This is a genomic window from Providencia sp. PROV003 (genome assembly GCF_045040775.1).
Taxonomy (GTDB): Bacteria; Pseudomonadota; Gammaproteobacteria; order Enterobacterales; family Enterobacteriaceae; genus Providencia; species Providencia huashanensis.
In genome coordinates this window covers 3,362,947-3,377,353 of the sequence record NZ_CP096369.1, presented here as the reverse complement: position 1 = coordinate 3,377,353, position 14,407 = coordinate 3,362,947, and the positions used below count along the sequence as shown (strand labels likewise).

Here is a 14,407-nt window from a genome sequence, read left to right as displayed (position 1 = left end):
CCTATTTTATCGAGTGGATAAGAAAATGATGGGTATGTTATAACATAACATTAATGGTAATAAAAAGTGTTTTAACGTCATTTTTAAGCGATGCAATAAAATGGTGGCGTTTGTGAATGACAGTTTGGTGGGGTAGATAAACTCGCTTATTAGGGCTAATAAGCGAGTAGAGGGGGTTTTAATCGTCTGGGTTATCCATTACGGCGTGGCGTTCATGATGGTAACCTTCTTCATCATAGCCATGACGCCAGTATGGGATAGCATAAATATCTTCACGGCCAAAACCCTTTTCACGACGAATAAAACGGCGTAAATCACGAATTATTTGGTCTTCTCCGGCAATCCAAAAAGCAGTATCACTGGTTGGAATGTCCCATGATTTAAAAGTAGAGATTAACGCATCCGTTTTAGTGATATCACCACAAATCCAAATAATTTCAACATGTTGTGGTTTTTCTAATTCACGAATATCTTCTTGGCTATCTAACCGTAAAACAACTTTACCTTGTGCATCTTTAGGCATTTTTTCTAGTAATGCGGCAATGGCTGGTAATGAGCTAGAATCCCCAGCCATAAAATAGTGTTTTCTAATAGGTAAGAGTGGGTCTGGACCACCAGGATTGGTGATCCCCATCCAATTACCCGGCTTTGCATCCCGAGCGAAAAGATAAGCGGGGCCTGTCACGCCATCATGCATTGCAAATTCAATATCAATTTCTTTTATTTCAGGTCGAATAGCACGCACACTATAGGTTCTCACAAATGGGCGGGGCTCATTTTCTGGCCAACTACGACCTTTTTCTGTTAATACAGGTAATGCTGGCTGGCTTTTTAAATCAGGAGCGAGAAAAATTTTCAGATGCCCACCTTCACAACCTGTAGGATAAGCACTGAGTTTTTCTCCGGTGAAGGTAATGCAACGGATAGAAGGGCTGACATCCCTAATCGATTTAACTTGGATAAGCTGTGGTGGAGCCGGGCGGTAGATATTTTTTTCAACGGGTTGTTCGGTAGCCACGGACAATCTCCTATGTTAATGATAATTTTATTATATGGTAATTATTATCATTATCATGAATATGCCGAAAAGTTGCAATACATAGTCTATGATTGTGGGGAGGATTTTTGTGTTTTATTAACCGGTAGTCAATTGAGTGATTGATCTGTACTGATAGCCGCCACTTAAGGAATAGCGATGGGATGACTATTCAGCAGGGGTTAATCGATAAATCAGTAAAATAAAGCGGTATAGTATGGTCGTAAGAATACATTTGAAGGCATGAAAAATTGACTGAATATGTAAAAAGGTACTTTGTTACGTTGTAACGTTTAGGCAATGAACTCTTTTGACTCACTGAATGCACTCAGCGTATTTATAAAATATGCCGTATATAAACTATACGGCATTCAATAGGTTAACTACTTCACTTTCATTCCGGCGGCGGTCATCATTAACTTAAATAGATAAGAGAATGCGAATAACGCGAATACACTCCCTAGCCAAATGACCGCCATCCAACCAAGTTTTTTCCACCAAGGTGAGGCTATCACGTTATCAGTGGTAGCCTTGGTCTGGGGTAATTTTTCCTCTGAAGACATAGTAACTCCAATAGGTATAAACCAAAATAACGGGAATAATGAATAATGCACCAACGAGCATAAAGCCCAAGCTTTCCGGTGGACCAGCGGCTTCACGGAAGCTAATTACTGGCGGAATGAGCGTTGGCCAAATACTGATCCCTAGGCCAGTAAAACCAAGGAAAATCAGTAAAAGTGCCGCCAAGAATGGCACGCTATCATGTTGCTGGCGTTTAGCACTCTTTAAGATCAACCAAGTGCAGCCTAATACTAGTAATGGAACAGGTAAAAAGAAGAATAGGTTAGGGAGTGAGAACCAACGGTCAAACACAGCTTCATTTAACATTGGCGTCCATAAGCTAATGATTGCAATAACAGCTAACATCAGTAAGGTTAATGGGCGCAGGATACGATACATGGTACGGCGTAGGTGGCCTTCAGTTTTCATGATTAACCAGCCACAAGCGAGCAACGCATAAGCCACGACTAAGCCAAAACCACAAAATAGTGGGAACGGCGCAAACCAATCAAAATAGCCCCCCATGTAAACGCGGTTTTCAACATGGAAGCCTTGAATAAATGCCCCGACAACCACACCCTGTACAAATGTGGCGAAAATAGACCCCCAAATAAAGGCATGATCCCAATGTCGACGATGCGATTCGTCTGCTCTAAAGCGGAACTCAAAAGCAACACCTCGGAAAATCAACGCTAATAACATGAAGGTTAAAGGGATAGAAAGAGCATCTAATACAATTGCATAGGCGAGTGGGAATGCACCAAATAAGGCGGCACCACCTAAAACCAGCCAAGTTTCATTGCCATCCCATACGGGGGCAACGCTATTCATCATCAAATCGCGGTCTTGGCTATCTTTCAGGGCTGGATACAAGATCCCTATACCTAAATCGAAGCCATCCATTACGATATACATCAACATACTAAATACAATGATGACAAACCAAATGAGAGGTAAATCAATGCCCATGAGTTGTGTCCTCCGCGATACCTTTACGAATTAATTTCATCATGTACATGTAACCGATACCGAATACACTGCCATAGACGACAAAGAAAGCGATTAGGCTAATACTCATGTGCATTTCACCGTGTGCACTAACAGCATCAGCGGTTCGCTGTAACCCATAGACAACCCATGGTTGGCGGCCTATTTCTGTGGTAAACCACCCTGCAAGAATAGCGATTAAACCAGAAGGTGCCATGAAGAAAATAAAACGTAAAAATGCTTTTGACTCGTAAAGGTTTTTACGATAACGCAGCCAAAGCCCCCACACGCCAGCAACTATCATTAACAAGCCTAGCCCGACCATGACGCGGAATGACCAAAACACCATAAACACATTTGGCCTATCTTCTGGTGCATATTCTTTTAACGCTGGCACTTGTTTATCAATGCTGTGTGTTAAAATTAAACTTGCCAGATAAGGGATTTCGATAGCGTATTCCGTTTTTTCTTTTTCTTGGTTGGGGATACCAAATAAAATAAGTGGCGTCGCTTCACCGGGTTTGTTTTCCCAATGGCCCTCCATTGCTGCAACTTTAACTGGTTGATGTTTCAATGTATTTAAGCCGTGTGCATCACCAATCAAAGCTTGAACGGGGGCTAATACCAAAATTAGCCACAGTGACATGGAAAACATCTTTTTCATGGCACTGGACTTGTTACCTTTTAGTAGGTGCCATGCAGCAGAAGCACCGACAAAGAAAGCTGCCGCAAGGAATGCTGCGGTTGTCATGTGCAGTAGGCGATAAGGGAAGGATGGATTGAAAATAACGGCCAACCAGTCAACGGGTACAATACGACCATCAATGATTTCAAAGCCTTGTGGCGTTTGCATGAAGCTGTTAGATGCTAAGATCCAGAATGTTGAGATAATGGTTCCGAGTGCGACCATGCAAGTCGCAAAAAAGTGAAGTTTTTCACCCACACGGTTCATACCAAACAGCATTACACCAAGGAAACCCGCTTCTAAGAAAAATGCAGTGAGGACTTCATAAGTTAGTAATGGCCCAGTAATACCGCCTGCAAAATCAGAGAAGAAGCTCCAGTTAGTCCCAAATTGATAAGCCATTACCAACCCAGAAACGACACCCATTCCGAAATTAACCGCAAAAACTTTTGACCAAAAATGGAACAGCTTTATATAGTCTTCATCACGAGTTTTAAGCCATAAACCTTGAAGCACAGCGAGGTAACTCGCTAGCCCAATCGTAATGGCGGGAAAAATAATATGGAACGAGACCGTAAACGCAAATTGAATACGGGCGAGTTCCAACGCACTTAGTCCAAACATATTGACCCCTGAATGGAAATGTTAATGGCACGCCCATTTAAAGCTTTGGTGATAACAATCGAAGCGCTTATCCCTAGCAAAAAATCGTTAACGCCGGAATACAGCTAAAAATGTTTTGTGCTTATAGTTAAAAAAAGTCAGGTGAATGTGTGGATAAGTAGAACATGAGACGATAAACTATAATAGTAACAATTATTGAGAAATTAACTATAACAGTTGAGGCGGCTATGACGAGATATGAACAGTTAGCAGCGCAAATTCGTCAACAAATTGAAGACCATATCTGGCAAGTTGGTGACAGATTACCTTCACTTAGGGAAAGCGTTAAGCAATCAGGTCTGAGTTTAATGACCGTGGTACAAGCCTACCAATTACTCGAAAGCCAAGGTTGGGTCGTTGCTCGCCCGCAATCAGGCTACTATGTGGCTAACCGTAATAATTCATTTGCTGCGGCAAAGGGAGGAAAAGGGCTACATTTAAATGAGAATGTAGAGATTAACGCCTCTATTTTTGGTGTGCTACAAGCTTGTAAGGACCCAGATATTATCCCATTTGGCTCCGCATTTCCAGAACCCGCCCTGTTAGATGAACCAAAGCTTGCTAAATCGCTAGCTTCAGTGGCAAGGCGCTTATCAAAATTTAATACACCAGCGAACCTTCCACCGGGGAATGAGCAATTACGGCGTAATATTGCCCAACGTTATGCCACTCAAGGGATCCACGTTGCACCCGATGAAATTGTCATTACAGCTGGGGCGATGGAGTCCTTAGTTCTTAGCTTACAATCAGTTACGCAACCAGGGGACTGGGTTGTTATCGAGTCTCCAGCATTTTATGGTTCTTTACAGGCGATAGAACGTTTAAAACTCAAAGCAATAGCTATCAAAACTGACCCTATCTTTGGTATCGACCTAGATGCACTTGAAGAGATAGCGAATAAATACCCAATTAAAGCCTGTTGGTTAATGACTCACTATCAAAACCCCCTTGGCGGCACGATGCCACAGGCTAACAAGAAGCGCTTAGTTGATATTCTCAATAAACACCAAATTGCGTTAATTGAAGATGATGTTTACGGTGAACTCTATTTTGGCAATAAACAACCCATCCCTGCTAAGGCTTTAGATACCAAAGGTAATTTCTTCCATTGCTCTTCATTTTCCAAATGTTTAGCGCCGGGTTATCGGGTTGGCTGGGTTGCGGCTGGTCACCACGCGACAAAAATTCAACATTTACAAATGATGAGCACAGTTTCTGCCAGTGTACCGACTCAATTGGCGATTGCTGAGTATCTTTCTCTGGGCGGTTATGACAATCATTTGCGTAAACTGCGGCAAACTATGGAGCAACGTCAACATCAGATGCTCGGGGCCATAGCAAAATATATGCCGGCTTCAGTAAAAGTTAATATGCCTAAAGGCGGGTATTTTTTGTGGTTAGAATTTGAAGCACCTTTTAATGCTATTCGTCTTTATCAATTGGCTCTTAAAGAAGGGATCAGTATTGCGCCTGGTAGTATGTTTTCAACGAGCGAGCAGTTCAACCATGCATTTCGTCTGAATGCTTCATTTACATGGAACGAGCAAGTAGAAGAGGCCATGAAAACTTTAGGTCGTTTATGTCACTATTTAATTAATGAGAGGCGCGAATAGTCACATTATTGTTGTTAATTCATTGCCTTGAGAGACTAACTTTGCCAATCTAAGCTAAAACCACAAGTACCAATGGCAGCATAGGGGGTAATGTGAAAATAAAATGTTTTGATATGACGGAGTTACCTATCCTTGATTGGAATGATGGCGGGGGGTTTAGCCAAGAGGTTTTTTGCTGGCCTGTCGCATCGGATTACTCTTTACGTGCAAGTATTGCAACGATTAATAAAGATAGCTACTTAAAACGCTATGCCGAAGGCGAAAGGCTAGCTATCTTGCTTAATAAACAGCCGCTTTCATTAACCGATAACAAGGGTGTTGAATATCCACTAGGGCAAGTGGGTGACAGTATTCAGTTTTCTGCTCAGCAGTATTGCGCAGTTAATATAAAGCAACCCTCAACTCAATTATTGAATTTTATTTTTCGGCAAGATAGGTGGAGCGTTAAAAATTATTTAGTGACTGAAAAACGTAGGTTACCGGCAAACCAAGCAGGTCTTGTTTATGTACTTGAGGGCCAGTGGGAGGTTTTTGGTGGAAATTGTAACATAATGGCAAAAGGGCAAGGGGGCTGGTGGCTTCCTGATATCGGTGAAGGGGAGGTTAAGCCACTTAGCACCGATAGCAAATTAATTTGGATTGAGTTGTTGCCTCACTAGCTGGTTGCTAAGCCAATTGCAGCAAAAGTCAGCATTCCCCCTGCAACACCTTCGGTTATGCGGCGTTTTTTATCATTATAAGTTTGCTTGTTATGCATGGACGCAAATAATGCTCCGATCACACCGTAAATAACAATACAAGAAAAAATAAAAGTGGCAGACAAGATCAACGATTGAATAGCAACACTTTCATTTAATTGGATAAAATTAGGTAAGATGGCGAAGTAAACTAAGAGACCTTTAGGGTTGAGAAAGCTGGTCAAAAAGGCTTTGCCGATGATTGATTTTGTCGAGGCTGTTTTAATGCATATTTCACGTGTTCTGATGGCTGATAGCAGCATACAAACCGCGAGATAAGCCACATACGCGACACCTACCCATTTAATTGTATGGAAAATGGCTGGTGAGGCAGCAACAATCGCTGATAACCCTAATGCGGCAAGTATAGCATGGGTCATATAGCCCATAATAATTCCTAAATTAGCTTTCCAAGCAGCAATGGCCCCGCCGGAAAGACCTTGAGCAGAAATAAACAGCAGATCAGGTCCTGGTGTACATACCAGAGGGATCACAGTTGCGCTAAATAACAGCAAAGTTTGTAACTCCATTTGAATACCTCATGTTGATTATTTTTATTTAACACAACTGGCCAGTCGCAATAAAATTATAACTATGTATCGATAGTGTTGGGTTTTTTTATTGCTTGTAAAGCGTTAATTTTTGATATTAAATATCAAAAATTAACTTAAAAATAGCACTCAGATTCAATAGGTGAAAATATGGTAAAACTTGATGCCATAGATAAACATATTTTACGGGTTTTACAACGAGACGGTAAAATTCAAAATATTGAATTAGCTAAAGAAGTTGGGCTTTCCCCTTCTCCTTGTTTACGCAGAGTTAAATTATTGGAAGAAGCTGGGGTGATAAAACGTTACGTTGCGGTGCTTGATGGCGCTAAGATTGGGGCGGGGTTATCTTTATTTGCGCGTATTTGGTTTAAAACGCAGGATGCTCACACCATCAATCAATTTGTCCAAGAGATAAAGCAAATGCCAGAGGTTGTTGAATGCCACTTAATGGCAGGGGAATGTGATGCGCTAGTCCGTATTGTGACACATGATCTTGCATCATATCGCCGTTTCCATGCCGACCATCTGACACAAATTAATAGTATTCAAAGTATTAAGACTGAAGTGCCAATGGAAACAGTTAAAGTGACTTATGCATTACCATTATGACAGTATCGCTAATCGTTTATTGTTGTTTTATCAATTTTGTTGGGGCACATTCAGTTAGCTCTACAGTGTTATCAGGTAAGTAAAAATAGCCTGATTTCCCCATTTTTTTGATTTAACAATTAAAATAGTGGGCATAATATGCCTTGCATCAGGCATTATGGCGGTTGTGACGAATCAATAATAGTAACCGATATATTATTTAGTATTTTAAGAAAAGACAATAAGTAAAATATAAAATAAAATTTTTATTTATTAAATATTGTTTAACTATAGGTAGGTGATATTTAATTGTATTTTGAAAATTAATTTTACAAATTGAAATATAATTATTGATTTTAATATATAGAGAGAAAAGTTATGGTGAAATAGTAGCGTTGTTGTTTAGTGTGAGAATGTGAAATGTACTTATTTATATATCGGTTCGTTTTTTGATTAGGTATTTGGCTCAATAATAGTAACTGTTGGGTTTATAAATCAATACTACTGATAGCGTAATCTAATTGCTTGATATGTCAGTAATGAAATGGTTTTTTTTTTGATCCTGCGCAACATCATTTTATATCCCTTCCTTATACTAGTATTAATCAAAAAAATATAATGCGAATATTTCTTATTTAATGAAGTTAGTAATTTCCAGTTTATTTCAATAACACGAATGTAATTATTGGCACGGCTTTGTTCTGTTATCAGTTTGCCAGTGAATTAGATGGTTATTATATTTCTTTATTCGAATTATGAAGCTCAAATTTTAAAGAAACTATTCGTCAGTAAATTGAAGGAAAACTATGATTTATCCGATTACTGATAGGCTGTTGCCTACCATCAATAACGCTGAGTTTAAGCGTTATGCTATGCGTTATTTGGATATTGAGAGACAAACACAGCAAGCTATTACTCAATATGGGGTTAGTTTTGAACCTGCTTTTTCACAGCAAAGTGAGATAAACCAGCTTAAACAGGATATTAAAGCGCTAGGTGCATGTTTTGCGAATAATGGAAAGAGTATACATAGTCATTGGCTATCGAGTGCTTGTGTGCAGTGCCGCACAGGGGAAGGGAGTTACACCACATTTTTATCATTAAAATGCCACCGCGACTGCTATTTTTGTTTTAATCCTAACCAAGAGAACTACCAAGGTTTTCAACATGAGATGAGGGACGCTGTTGGCGAAGTTGCTGCAATTGCAGAGCAAAAATACCCGCTAACACATATTGCTTTAACGGGAGGTGAACCATTACTTTTCCGCCAAGAGAGCATTGCGTTTTTCGCAGCAGTTCAACAGAAATTACCTCAGGTTCATAGCCGCTTATATACAGCTGGTGACCCATTAGACCGTAGCACAGCGGTAGCCTTAGCAAACGCAGGCCTTAAAGAAATTCGCTTTAGCATCAAAATTGATGATGCAGAAGAACGGATTGAGAAAGTTTTACACCGCATTGAATTAGCAAGAGAAATTTTCCCGACGGTGATGGTAGAGATGCCGGTTATCCCAGGCACTGAACCGCAAATGTACAAGTTACTCATGCGGTTAGATGATATTGGTATAGATGGGATTAACTTATTGGAATTTTGTTTTCCTTTAACAAATAGTGACGCTTACCAATCACGGGGCTTTCAACTTAAAAACCCCCCTTATGAAGTGTATTACAATTATTGGTATGCAGGTGGGCTTGCTGTCTCCCAAAGTGAATTAGCTTGTTTGCGTGTGGTTAAATTTGCATTAGAACAACAGCTATCACTTGGTGTGCATTATTGTTCCTTGGAGAATAAACACACAGGTCAAGTATACCAAAGTAACGCATTTTTTCGGCAACATGCTCAGCTTATTGGGCAACATTATCTATTTTCATCTCGCGATTATTTTTATAAAAGCGCCAAAGTATTTGGTGATGACCGCCCACAAGTAGCAAGACTATTAAAACAAGCGGGAATTTCTTATCACGAAGAGTTGTTGCACGGCTTTTTGCAGTTTAATCCCGAATCTATTTTGTATTTAACTTCCCTCGTTGATTTACCCATCGCACTCACCTCACACATCATTGAGCCTGATGAGCAGGGCAACCCTTTAATTAAAGAAGTGAAGGTTGAATTAACGACACCAACTCAATTTTTATTGGCCGATTTGCATGAAGGTTCCTGTAATGAATAACATCCCAACATTTGATTATCTCTATGCGCGTCAATTTGCTTATGACGTATTAAGACGCTTATTAATAGAAGAACCTACCCCTGAGTTATTAAATTATTTGGATAATACGGGGTTGGCATTATTCCCTTGTGATGAAGCATTACCCGCGATGAAAAATGCAATTGAGGAAATGGGAAAAGATTTACAGTCACGGACGTTACAAGCAAACGCGGATAGTTTTGAAGATTTACATTGGGATTTTACCCGCTTATTTATTGGCCCAGAAGCGCCTCCGGCGGCACCATGGGAGTCTACTTATGTCTCCCGTGACAAATTGTTGTTTCAAGAAAACACATTAGCTGTAAAAACCTTTTATCAAAAATATGGGTTCCAATTACCTGAGGGTGACATGGAGGCAGCAGATCATATTGGGTTTGAGTTAGATTTTATGTGGAATTTAAGTCAACGCATTGTTGCGATTGTCGATGTTGGAAATGAGCTAGGCGAAGACGCAAAAAAATTATTGTTAGGGTCATCTGCATTCTTAGATACGCATCTTTTAGCATTTATTACCCCGTTTTGCCGTGCAATGCATAACCATGCAGAAACCTTATTTTATCGCCAATTAAGCTCACTTTTAGAGCTTTTTTTGCGCAACGACCTTAAAAGAATCAATGAATTAGTTAATTAATAATAATAAAGCAAAGTGAAGAGGTAAGAGCAATGTCAGAAAGACAGAAAGTAGCCTTAAGTCGTCGTTCATTTTTAGCATGGACATCGGCGGCATCAGTGATGGCTACGTTGCCGCTAAGTAAACGACTTTATGCTGCAACACCAGAAGAGGAAAAAGCCGTTGCCCAAGCAACCGACGCTGTCACTCAAGGGACATGGAAGCCCGTGGCATGTTGGCATAACTGCGGTGGTCGTTGTGTCAATAAAGCCCTCGTCGTTGAAGGTGTCGTTGTTAGGCAAAAAACAGATGATGTGGTAGCGGACTCACCTGACTTTCCACAACAACGAGGCTGTTTACGTGGGCGTTCTCAACGTAAACAGGTATTCGGCGCCGATCGATTAAAATACCCAATGAAACGTAAAGGTTGGGCTCCCGGAGGGGGAGATAAAAGCTTGCGTGGGCGTGACCAGTGGGTACGTATTAGCTGGGATGAAGCACTTGATATTGTTGCGTCAGAAAGCAAACGCATCAAAGAAAAATATGGTAATGAATCCATTTGGATCACAGGCGGCAATGGTGTTGATATCCAAAATGTTTATGCGAAAGCGGGTGGATTTGTTGGCGACTGGGGAACAACGTCATGGGGAGCATGGTTTGAAACACCAGCCCATTTAGGGTTGTTAGAAGGTTTTTATACCTTTGGTACCAATGATCGCTTTGATATGCGTAATTCACAATTGATTGTTATGTGGGGGGCAAACCCTGCGTGGAGTAGCCCTGGTAGCCCAACCTATAACTACTATCAAGCAAAAAAAGCAGGAGCTCGGTTTATTTGTATCGACCCAAGCTATACTGCGACAGCGGAATTAATGGATGCTGATTGGTACCCTATTAACCCGGGTACTGACCACGCTTTAGCGTTGGGCATCATGTATGCTCTATTGGAAATGGACAGCCAAGATAACCCATTAATTGATTGGGATTTCTTGCGCCGTTGTACGGTTGGTTTTGATGAAACTAATATGCCAGCAGGGGCTGATCCAAAAGGTAATTTTAAAGATTATTTATTAGGTACGTATACAGGGGAGCCGAAAACACCTGAATGGGCATCTAACATTTGTGGGTTATCCGCTACAGATATCCGTAAATTGGCCCGTGAAATTGGTGGGACAAACCGAGTGGCACTACTTACTGGCTGGGCTCCAGCTCGTGTTCATAATGGAGAAGGTTGGGTACAAGCATTCTCAACCTTAGGTTTTATGACAGGGCATATGGGTAAACCGGGGCGTATGACAGGGGTAAGCTGCCATTTTGCGGCAGGGAATAACGGTACTCGCTTAGTGATGGCTGGCGACAGTGGTTTACCGGCGGTGCCAAACCCAATTAGCCTGAAAATTAACCATAATGAACTCAACCGTGCATTATTAGAGAAAAAATTCCGTCAACGCGGTGTGGGTGATGTAAACGCTAACATTCAAATGATTATCCACCCATTTAATGCCACACTGCAAACACGCGCCAATATTTCGCAGAGTATTGAAGCCTACCGTAAAGATGTGGAATTAGTGGTAACAGCAGCTTATGTTCCACACACTTGCGCTAAATACTCCGATATTGTACTGCCAGTAACTACCGAATGGGAGCGTGAAGGGACCATATTAAATCCAAGCAACCGCGAAGTTATTATTGCCGCGGTTAATGTGACCCCACCTCTTTATGAAGCGAAAAGTGACCAATGGATTGCCAAAGAAATCGGAAAACGCCTTGGCATTAATGTCGATGAAGTATTCCCTGTTTCTGAGAAACAGCAGTTCTTCAATAAGCTTAATGGTGCAACAATTATTGGTGAAGATGGTAAAACCACTGAGCCATTGCTGACAATTACCCAAGCAGACATTGATGAATGGCAAGTGACAGGCAAACCTCAGCAAGGTCGCATTACATTGAATGAGTTTCTTACCGTTGGGAAATATCAAGTTAAACGAACTAAAGGTGATAACTATGGTTATATCGCCTATGAAGACTTTATTCGAGACCCTGAAGGGAATCCGCGCCCAACGCCAAGTGGTAAATTTGAAATTTATTGCCAAACATTGGTAGAAAAAGCGGATGAATGTGGTTGGACAAAATTACCTCCGATCCCTGAGTACATTCCTTCAGCAAATGGCTATGAAGCTAGCTTTAAGGATTTCTCTAAAAAAGAAAAAGGGGATTATCCATTCCAAATCTATAACCCTCATTATTTACGCCGTTCACACAGTACCCTTGATAATGTGCCTTGGTTACGCGAGCAGTGGCCTAGCCCAATTTACATCAATGCGTCGGATGCAAAGCGCCTAGGAATTAAGCATGGTGAAACGGTGTTAGTTACAAGCCCACAAGGGAAAATTGTACGTCCAGCATTGGTTACCCAAACGATGAAACCAGGAGTGGTTGCATTACCTCATGGTAGTTGGACGAATGTGGATGAAAAAACAGGGATAGATATGGCAGGGGCTGATAATACGCTAACGATCCAAGTACCAACGGGTCTTGGCACATCAGGTTGGAACACCATGCTGTGTAATATCGAGAAATGGCATGGTGATCAATTAGTTCCAGATGCTGCTATTCCACAGCGTATTATTTTTTAGGGGGCAATAAGAAATGGATAAACAAGTCGGATTTTATATAAACGTTGCTGCCTGTATTGGGTGTAAAACCTGTGTAGTAGCTTGTAAAGACAAGAACGACCTTGAGGTTGGGCGTAATTTTCGCCGAGTATATGACGTTGAAGTTGGGGAATACCCGCGGCCTCGTCTCTGGCATTTGTCAATAGCTTGTAATCACTGTGATGACCCTCAGTGCGTCAGTCATTGCCCAACAACGGCAATGCATAAACGTGAAGAAGATGGGGTTGTGTTGGTCGATCACAATAAATGTGTTGGATGCCGCTATTGTACTTGGGCTTGCCCATATGAAGCACCACAATTTGATGCGAGTATTGGTATGATGACCAAATGTGATACCTGCATCGACCTGCGTGAGAAAGGGGGAAACCCTATGTGTGTGGATTCTTGCCCAATGCGTGCCATTGAATTTGGCTTAATCAGTGAATTGCGCAAAAAATATGGCACAAATGCGGATATTGATGGGTTACCAAGCTCATCAATCACGAAGCCGAACCTTGTTGTCGGCACGAAAGGATAAGGAAAACTATCATGCATGAATTTCCATTGGTGATTTTCACCTTATTTATGCAGGCCTCAGTGGGCTGCTTGGTTGTTGCATTAATCTGTTATTTCCGGGTACTTGGCGGGGGAAATGATATTCAGAATGTTCAGTTTATCAAACGACCTGTTTTAGCCAGTTTTGTTTTAGGCTGCGTTGGGTTACTCGGTTCGTTATTTCACATGGGGAACCCTCTGCACATGTTTTACACTATGCTGCACGTGTCGACCTCATGGATGAGCCGTGAAGTTTGGGCGACTGCAATTTACATGGGGTTACTATTTTTTAGTGTCGCTTTACTTTTACTGAAACAAAAAGCGAATGCTGCATTACTGGTACTGAGTGCGATTGCTGGCTTGATGTATATGTATGCGATGTCAGCGTTATATGCCAATACATTATTTAACTTATGGAATGGTTTATTCACTTACGCGAGTTTCTTCGGCGCGGTATTACTGGTAGGCGGTGTTGTTGCTGCACTTTTGCTGGTGGGGTCTTTGCGCCGAAGTGCGAAAGAAGAGCAGGTACAACGAGTGGTTAAAATTACCTTAGGGCTAGGTATTATGGGGATACTACTTATGTTATTAGGGGCTTTATCGCTGCTTGGTAATATAGGTGAGCCGATTTACCTCGGTATGACCCAGCGTGAAATGCCAGAAGGGCTACTGAGTTTAAGCCTTGTTCGTGTAGTGCTAATCGCATTAGGCATACTATTTGTTGGCCGCTTGCTGTGCCAAAAGACGGGGCAAAATACCAACGCTACGGTTGTGATGTCTTTGGCCACGCTGTGTATTTTTGCCGGTGAGGGTGTTGGACGAGTGGTATTTTTCTCACTTGGTGGTTAATTTATCATCATATTAATCTAAAATCCGAAGGTGAGCTCCTTCGGATTTTTTTTATATGCTTATGTGCATTTTAGTACAGCAAAAACTAAATTATGATTGTAAAAG

The 14,407-nt window shown here is 41.3% G+C and carries 13 protein-coding genes; 8 read left to right on the top strand and 5 right to left on the bottom strand.

Annotated features, from left to right (window positions below):
- Nucleotides 1-178: 178 nt before the first annotated feature.
- The 4 genes from M1F14_RS15465 to M1F14_RS15450 all read right to left on the bottom strand — a co-directional run bounded on the left by M1F14_RS15465 (nucleotide 179) and on the right by M1F14_RS15450 (nucleotide 3,893).
- Nucleotides 179-1,018 carry a siderophore-interacting protein gene (locus tag M1F14_RS15465; RefSeq protein WP_048607054.1) on the bottom strand — a complete coding sequence of 280 codons (840 nt, stop codon included), beginning with the start codon at nucleotides 1,016-1,018 and terminating at the stop codon, nucleotides 179-181.
- A gap of 401 nt (nucleotides 1,019-1,419) precedes the next feature.
- Nucleotides 1,420-1,599 carry a DUF2474 domain-containing protein gene (locus M1F14_RS15460; protein WP_048607056.1) on the bottom strand — a complete coding sequence of 60 codons (180 nt, stop codon included), beginning with the start codon at nucleotides 1,597-1,599 and terminating at the stop codon, nucleotides 1,420-1,422.
- The gene (cydB, locus tag M1F14_RS15455) at nucleotides 1,556-2,566 is read right to left on the bottom strand and encodes a cytochrome d ubiquinol oxidase subunit II (protein ID WP_042843966.1); all 1,011 of its coding nucleotides are present in this window, start codon (nucleotides 2,564-2,566) and stop codon (nucleotides 1,556-1,558) included. Before cydB ends, M1F14_RS15460 begins: the two co-directional genes overlap by 44 nt.
- Nucleotides 2,556-3,893, bottom strand: a complete 1,338-nt coding sequence (locus tag M1F14_RS15450; protein ID WP_048607058.1) for a cytochrome ubiquinol oxidase subunit I — start codon at nucleotides 3,891-3,893, stop codon at nucleotides 2,556-2,558. Before M1F14_RS15450 ends, cydB begins: the two co-directional genes overlap by 11 nt.
- 227 nt (nucleotides 3,894-4,120) lie before the next feature.
- On the opposite strand from M1F14_RS15450, the gene M1F14_RS15445 reads away from it, so the two are divergent.
- Both M1F14_RS15445 and M1F14_RS15440 read left to right on the top strand, forming a co-directional pair.
- Nucleotides 4,121-5,545: a PLP-dependent aminotransferase family protein gene (locus tag M1F14_RS15445; protein ID WP_048607059.1), complete on the top strand. Its 1,425-nt coding sequence runs from the start codon at nucleotides 4,121-4,123 to the stop codon at nucleotides 5,543-5,545.
- A 92-nt stretch (nucleotides 5,546-5,637) separates the two neighbouring features.
- A complete protein-coding gene (locus tag M1F14_RS15440) occupies nucleotides 5,638-6,204 on the top strand; it encodes a HutD family protein (RefSeq protein WP_042843962.1) in 567 nt (188 codons plus the stop codon).
- Here M1F14_RS15440 and M1F14_RS15435 read toward each other — a convergent pair.
- On the bottom strand, nucleotides 6,201-6,812 hold the full coding sequence (locus tag M1F14_RS15435) for a LysE family translocator (protein ID WP_048607063.1): 612 nt from the start codon (nucleotides 6,810-6,812) through the stop codon (nucleotides 6,201-6,203). The two genes, M1F14_RS15440 and M1F14_RS15435, sit on opposite strands and share 4 nt — an antisense overlap.
- Before the next feature lie 171 nt (nucleotides 6,813-6,983).
- Here M1F14_RS15435 and M1F14_RS15430 point away from each other — a divergent pair, with 171 nt between their 5' ends.
- From M1F14_RS15430 to M1F14_RS15405, 6 genes are all read left to right on the top strand, one after another.
- Entirely contained in the window at nucleotides 6,984-7,445 is a 462-nt protein-coding gene (locus M1F14_RS15430) for an Lrp/AsnC family transcriptional regulator (RefSeq protein ID WP_042843960.1), read from the top strand.
- Nucleotides 7,446-8,230: 785 nt separating this feature from the next.
- The gene (locus tag M1F14_RS15425; protein WP_042843959.1) at nucleotides 8,231-9,595 is read left to right on the top strand and encodes a radical SAM protein; all 1,365 of its coding nucleotides are present in this window, start codon (nucleotides 8,231-8,233) and stop codon (nucleotides 9,593-9,595) included.
- Nucleotides 9,588-10,265, top strand: a complete 678-nt coding sequence (locus M1F14_RS15420; RefSeq protein WP_042843957.1) for a molecular chaperone — start codon at nucleotides 9,588-9,590, stop codon at nucleotides 10,263-10,265. Before M1F14_RS15425 ends, M1F14_RS15420 begins: the two co-directional genes overlap by 8 nt.
- Nucleotides 10,266-10,297: 32 nt before the next feature.
- A complete protein-coding gene (locus tag M1F14_RS15415) occupies nucleotides 10,298-12,880 on the top strand; it encodes a molybdopterin-dependent oxidoreductase (RefSeq protein ID WP_048607069.1) in 2,583 nt (860 codons plus the stop codon).
- A gap of 13 nt (nucleotides 12,881-12,893) precedes the next feature.
- A complete protein-coding gene (locus M1F14_RS15410) occupies nucleotides 12,894-13,436 on the top strand; it encodes a DMSO/selenate family reductase complex B subunit (RefSeq protein WP_042843955.1) in 543 nt (180 codons plus the stop codon).
- 11 nt (nucleotides 13,437-13,447) lie between these two features.
- Nucleotides 13,448-14,302: a DmsC/YnfH family molybdoenzyme membrane anchor subunit gene (locus M1F14_RS15405; RefSeq protein ID WP_181469238.1), complete on the top strand. Its 855-nt coding sequence runs from the start codon at nucleotides 13,448-13,450 to the stop codon at nucleotides 14,300-14,302.
- Nucleotides 14,303-14,407 lie beyond the last annotated feature (105 nt).

Coding starts and splice junctions, on each gene's coding strand:
- M1F14_RS15460 (WP_048607056.1), bottom strand. CDS start 1,599: ATGTCTTCAGAGGAAAAATTACCCCAGACCAAGGCTACCACTGATAAC.
- M1F14_RS15420 (WP_042843957.1), top strand. CDS start 9,588: ATGAATAACATCCCAACATTTGATTATCTCTATGCGCGTCAATTTGCT.
- M1F14_RS15445 (WP_048607059.1), top strand. CDS start 4,121: ATGACGAGATATGAACAGTTAGCAGCGCAAATTCGTCAACAAATTGAA.
- cydB (WP_042843966.1), bottom strand. CDS start 2,566: ATGGGCATTGATTTACCTCTCATTTGGTTTGTCATCATTGTATTTAGT.
- M1F14_RS15450 (WP_048607058.1), bottom strand. CDS start 3,893: ATGTTTGGACTAAGTGCGTTGGAACTCGCCCGTATTCAATTTGCGTTT.
- M1F14_RS15425 (WP_042843959.1), top strand. CDS start 8,231: ATGATTTATCCGATTACTGATAGGCTGTTGCCTACCATCAATAACGCT.
- M1F14_RS15405 (WP_181469238.1), top strand. CDS start 13,448: ATGCATGAATTTCCATTGGTGATTTTCACCTTATTTATGCAGGCCTCA.
- M1F14_RS15410 (WP_042843955.1), top strand. CDS start 12,894: ATGGATAAACAAGTCGGATTTTATATAAACGTTGCTGCCTGTATTGGG.
- M1F14_RS15430 (WP_042843960.1), top strand. CDS start 6,984: ATGGTAAAACTTGATGCCATAGATAAACATATTTTACGGGTTTTACAA.
- M1F14_RS15415 (WP_048607069.1), top strand. CDS start 10,298: ATGTCAGAAAGACAGAAAGTAGCCTTAAGTCGTCGTTCATTTTTAGCA.
- M1F14_RS15435 (WP_048607063.1), bottom strand. CDS start 6,812: ATGGAGTTACAAACTTTGCTGTTATTTAGCGCAACTGTGATCCCTCTG.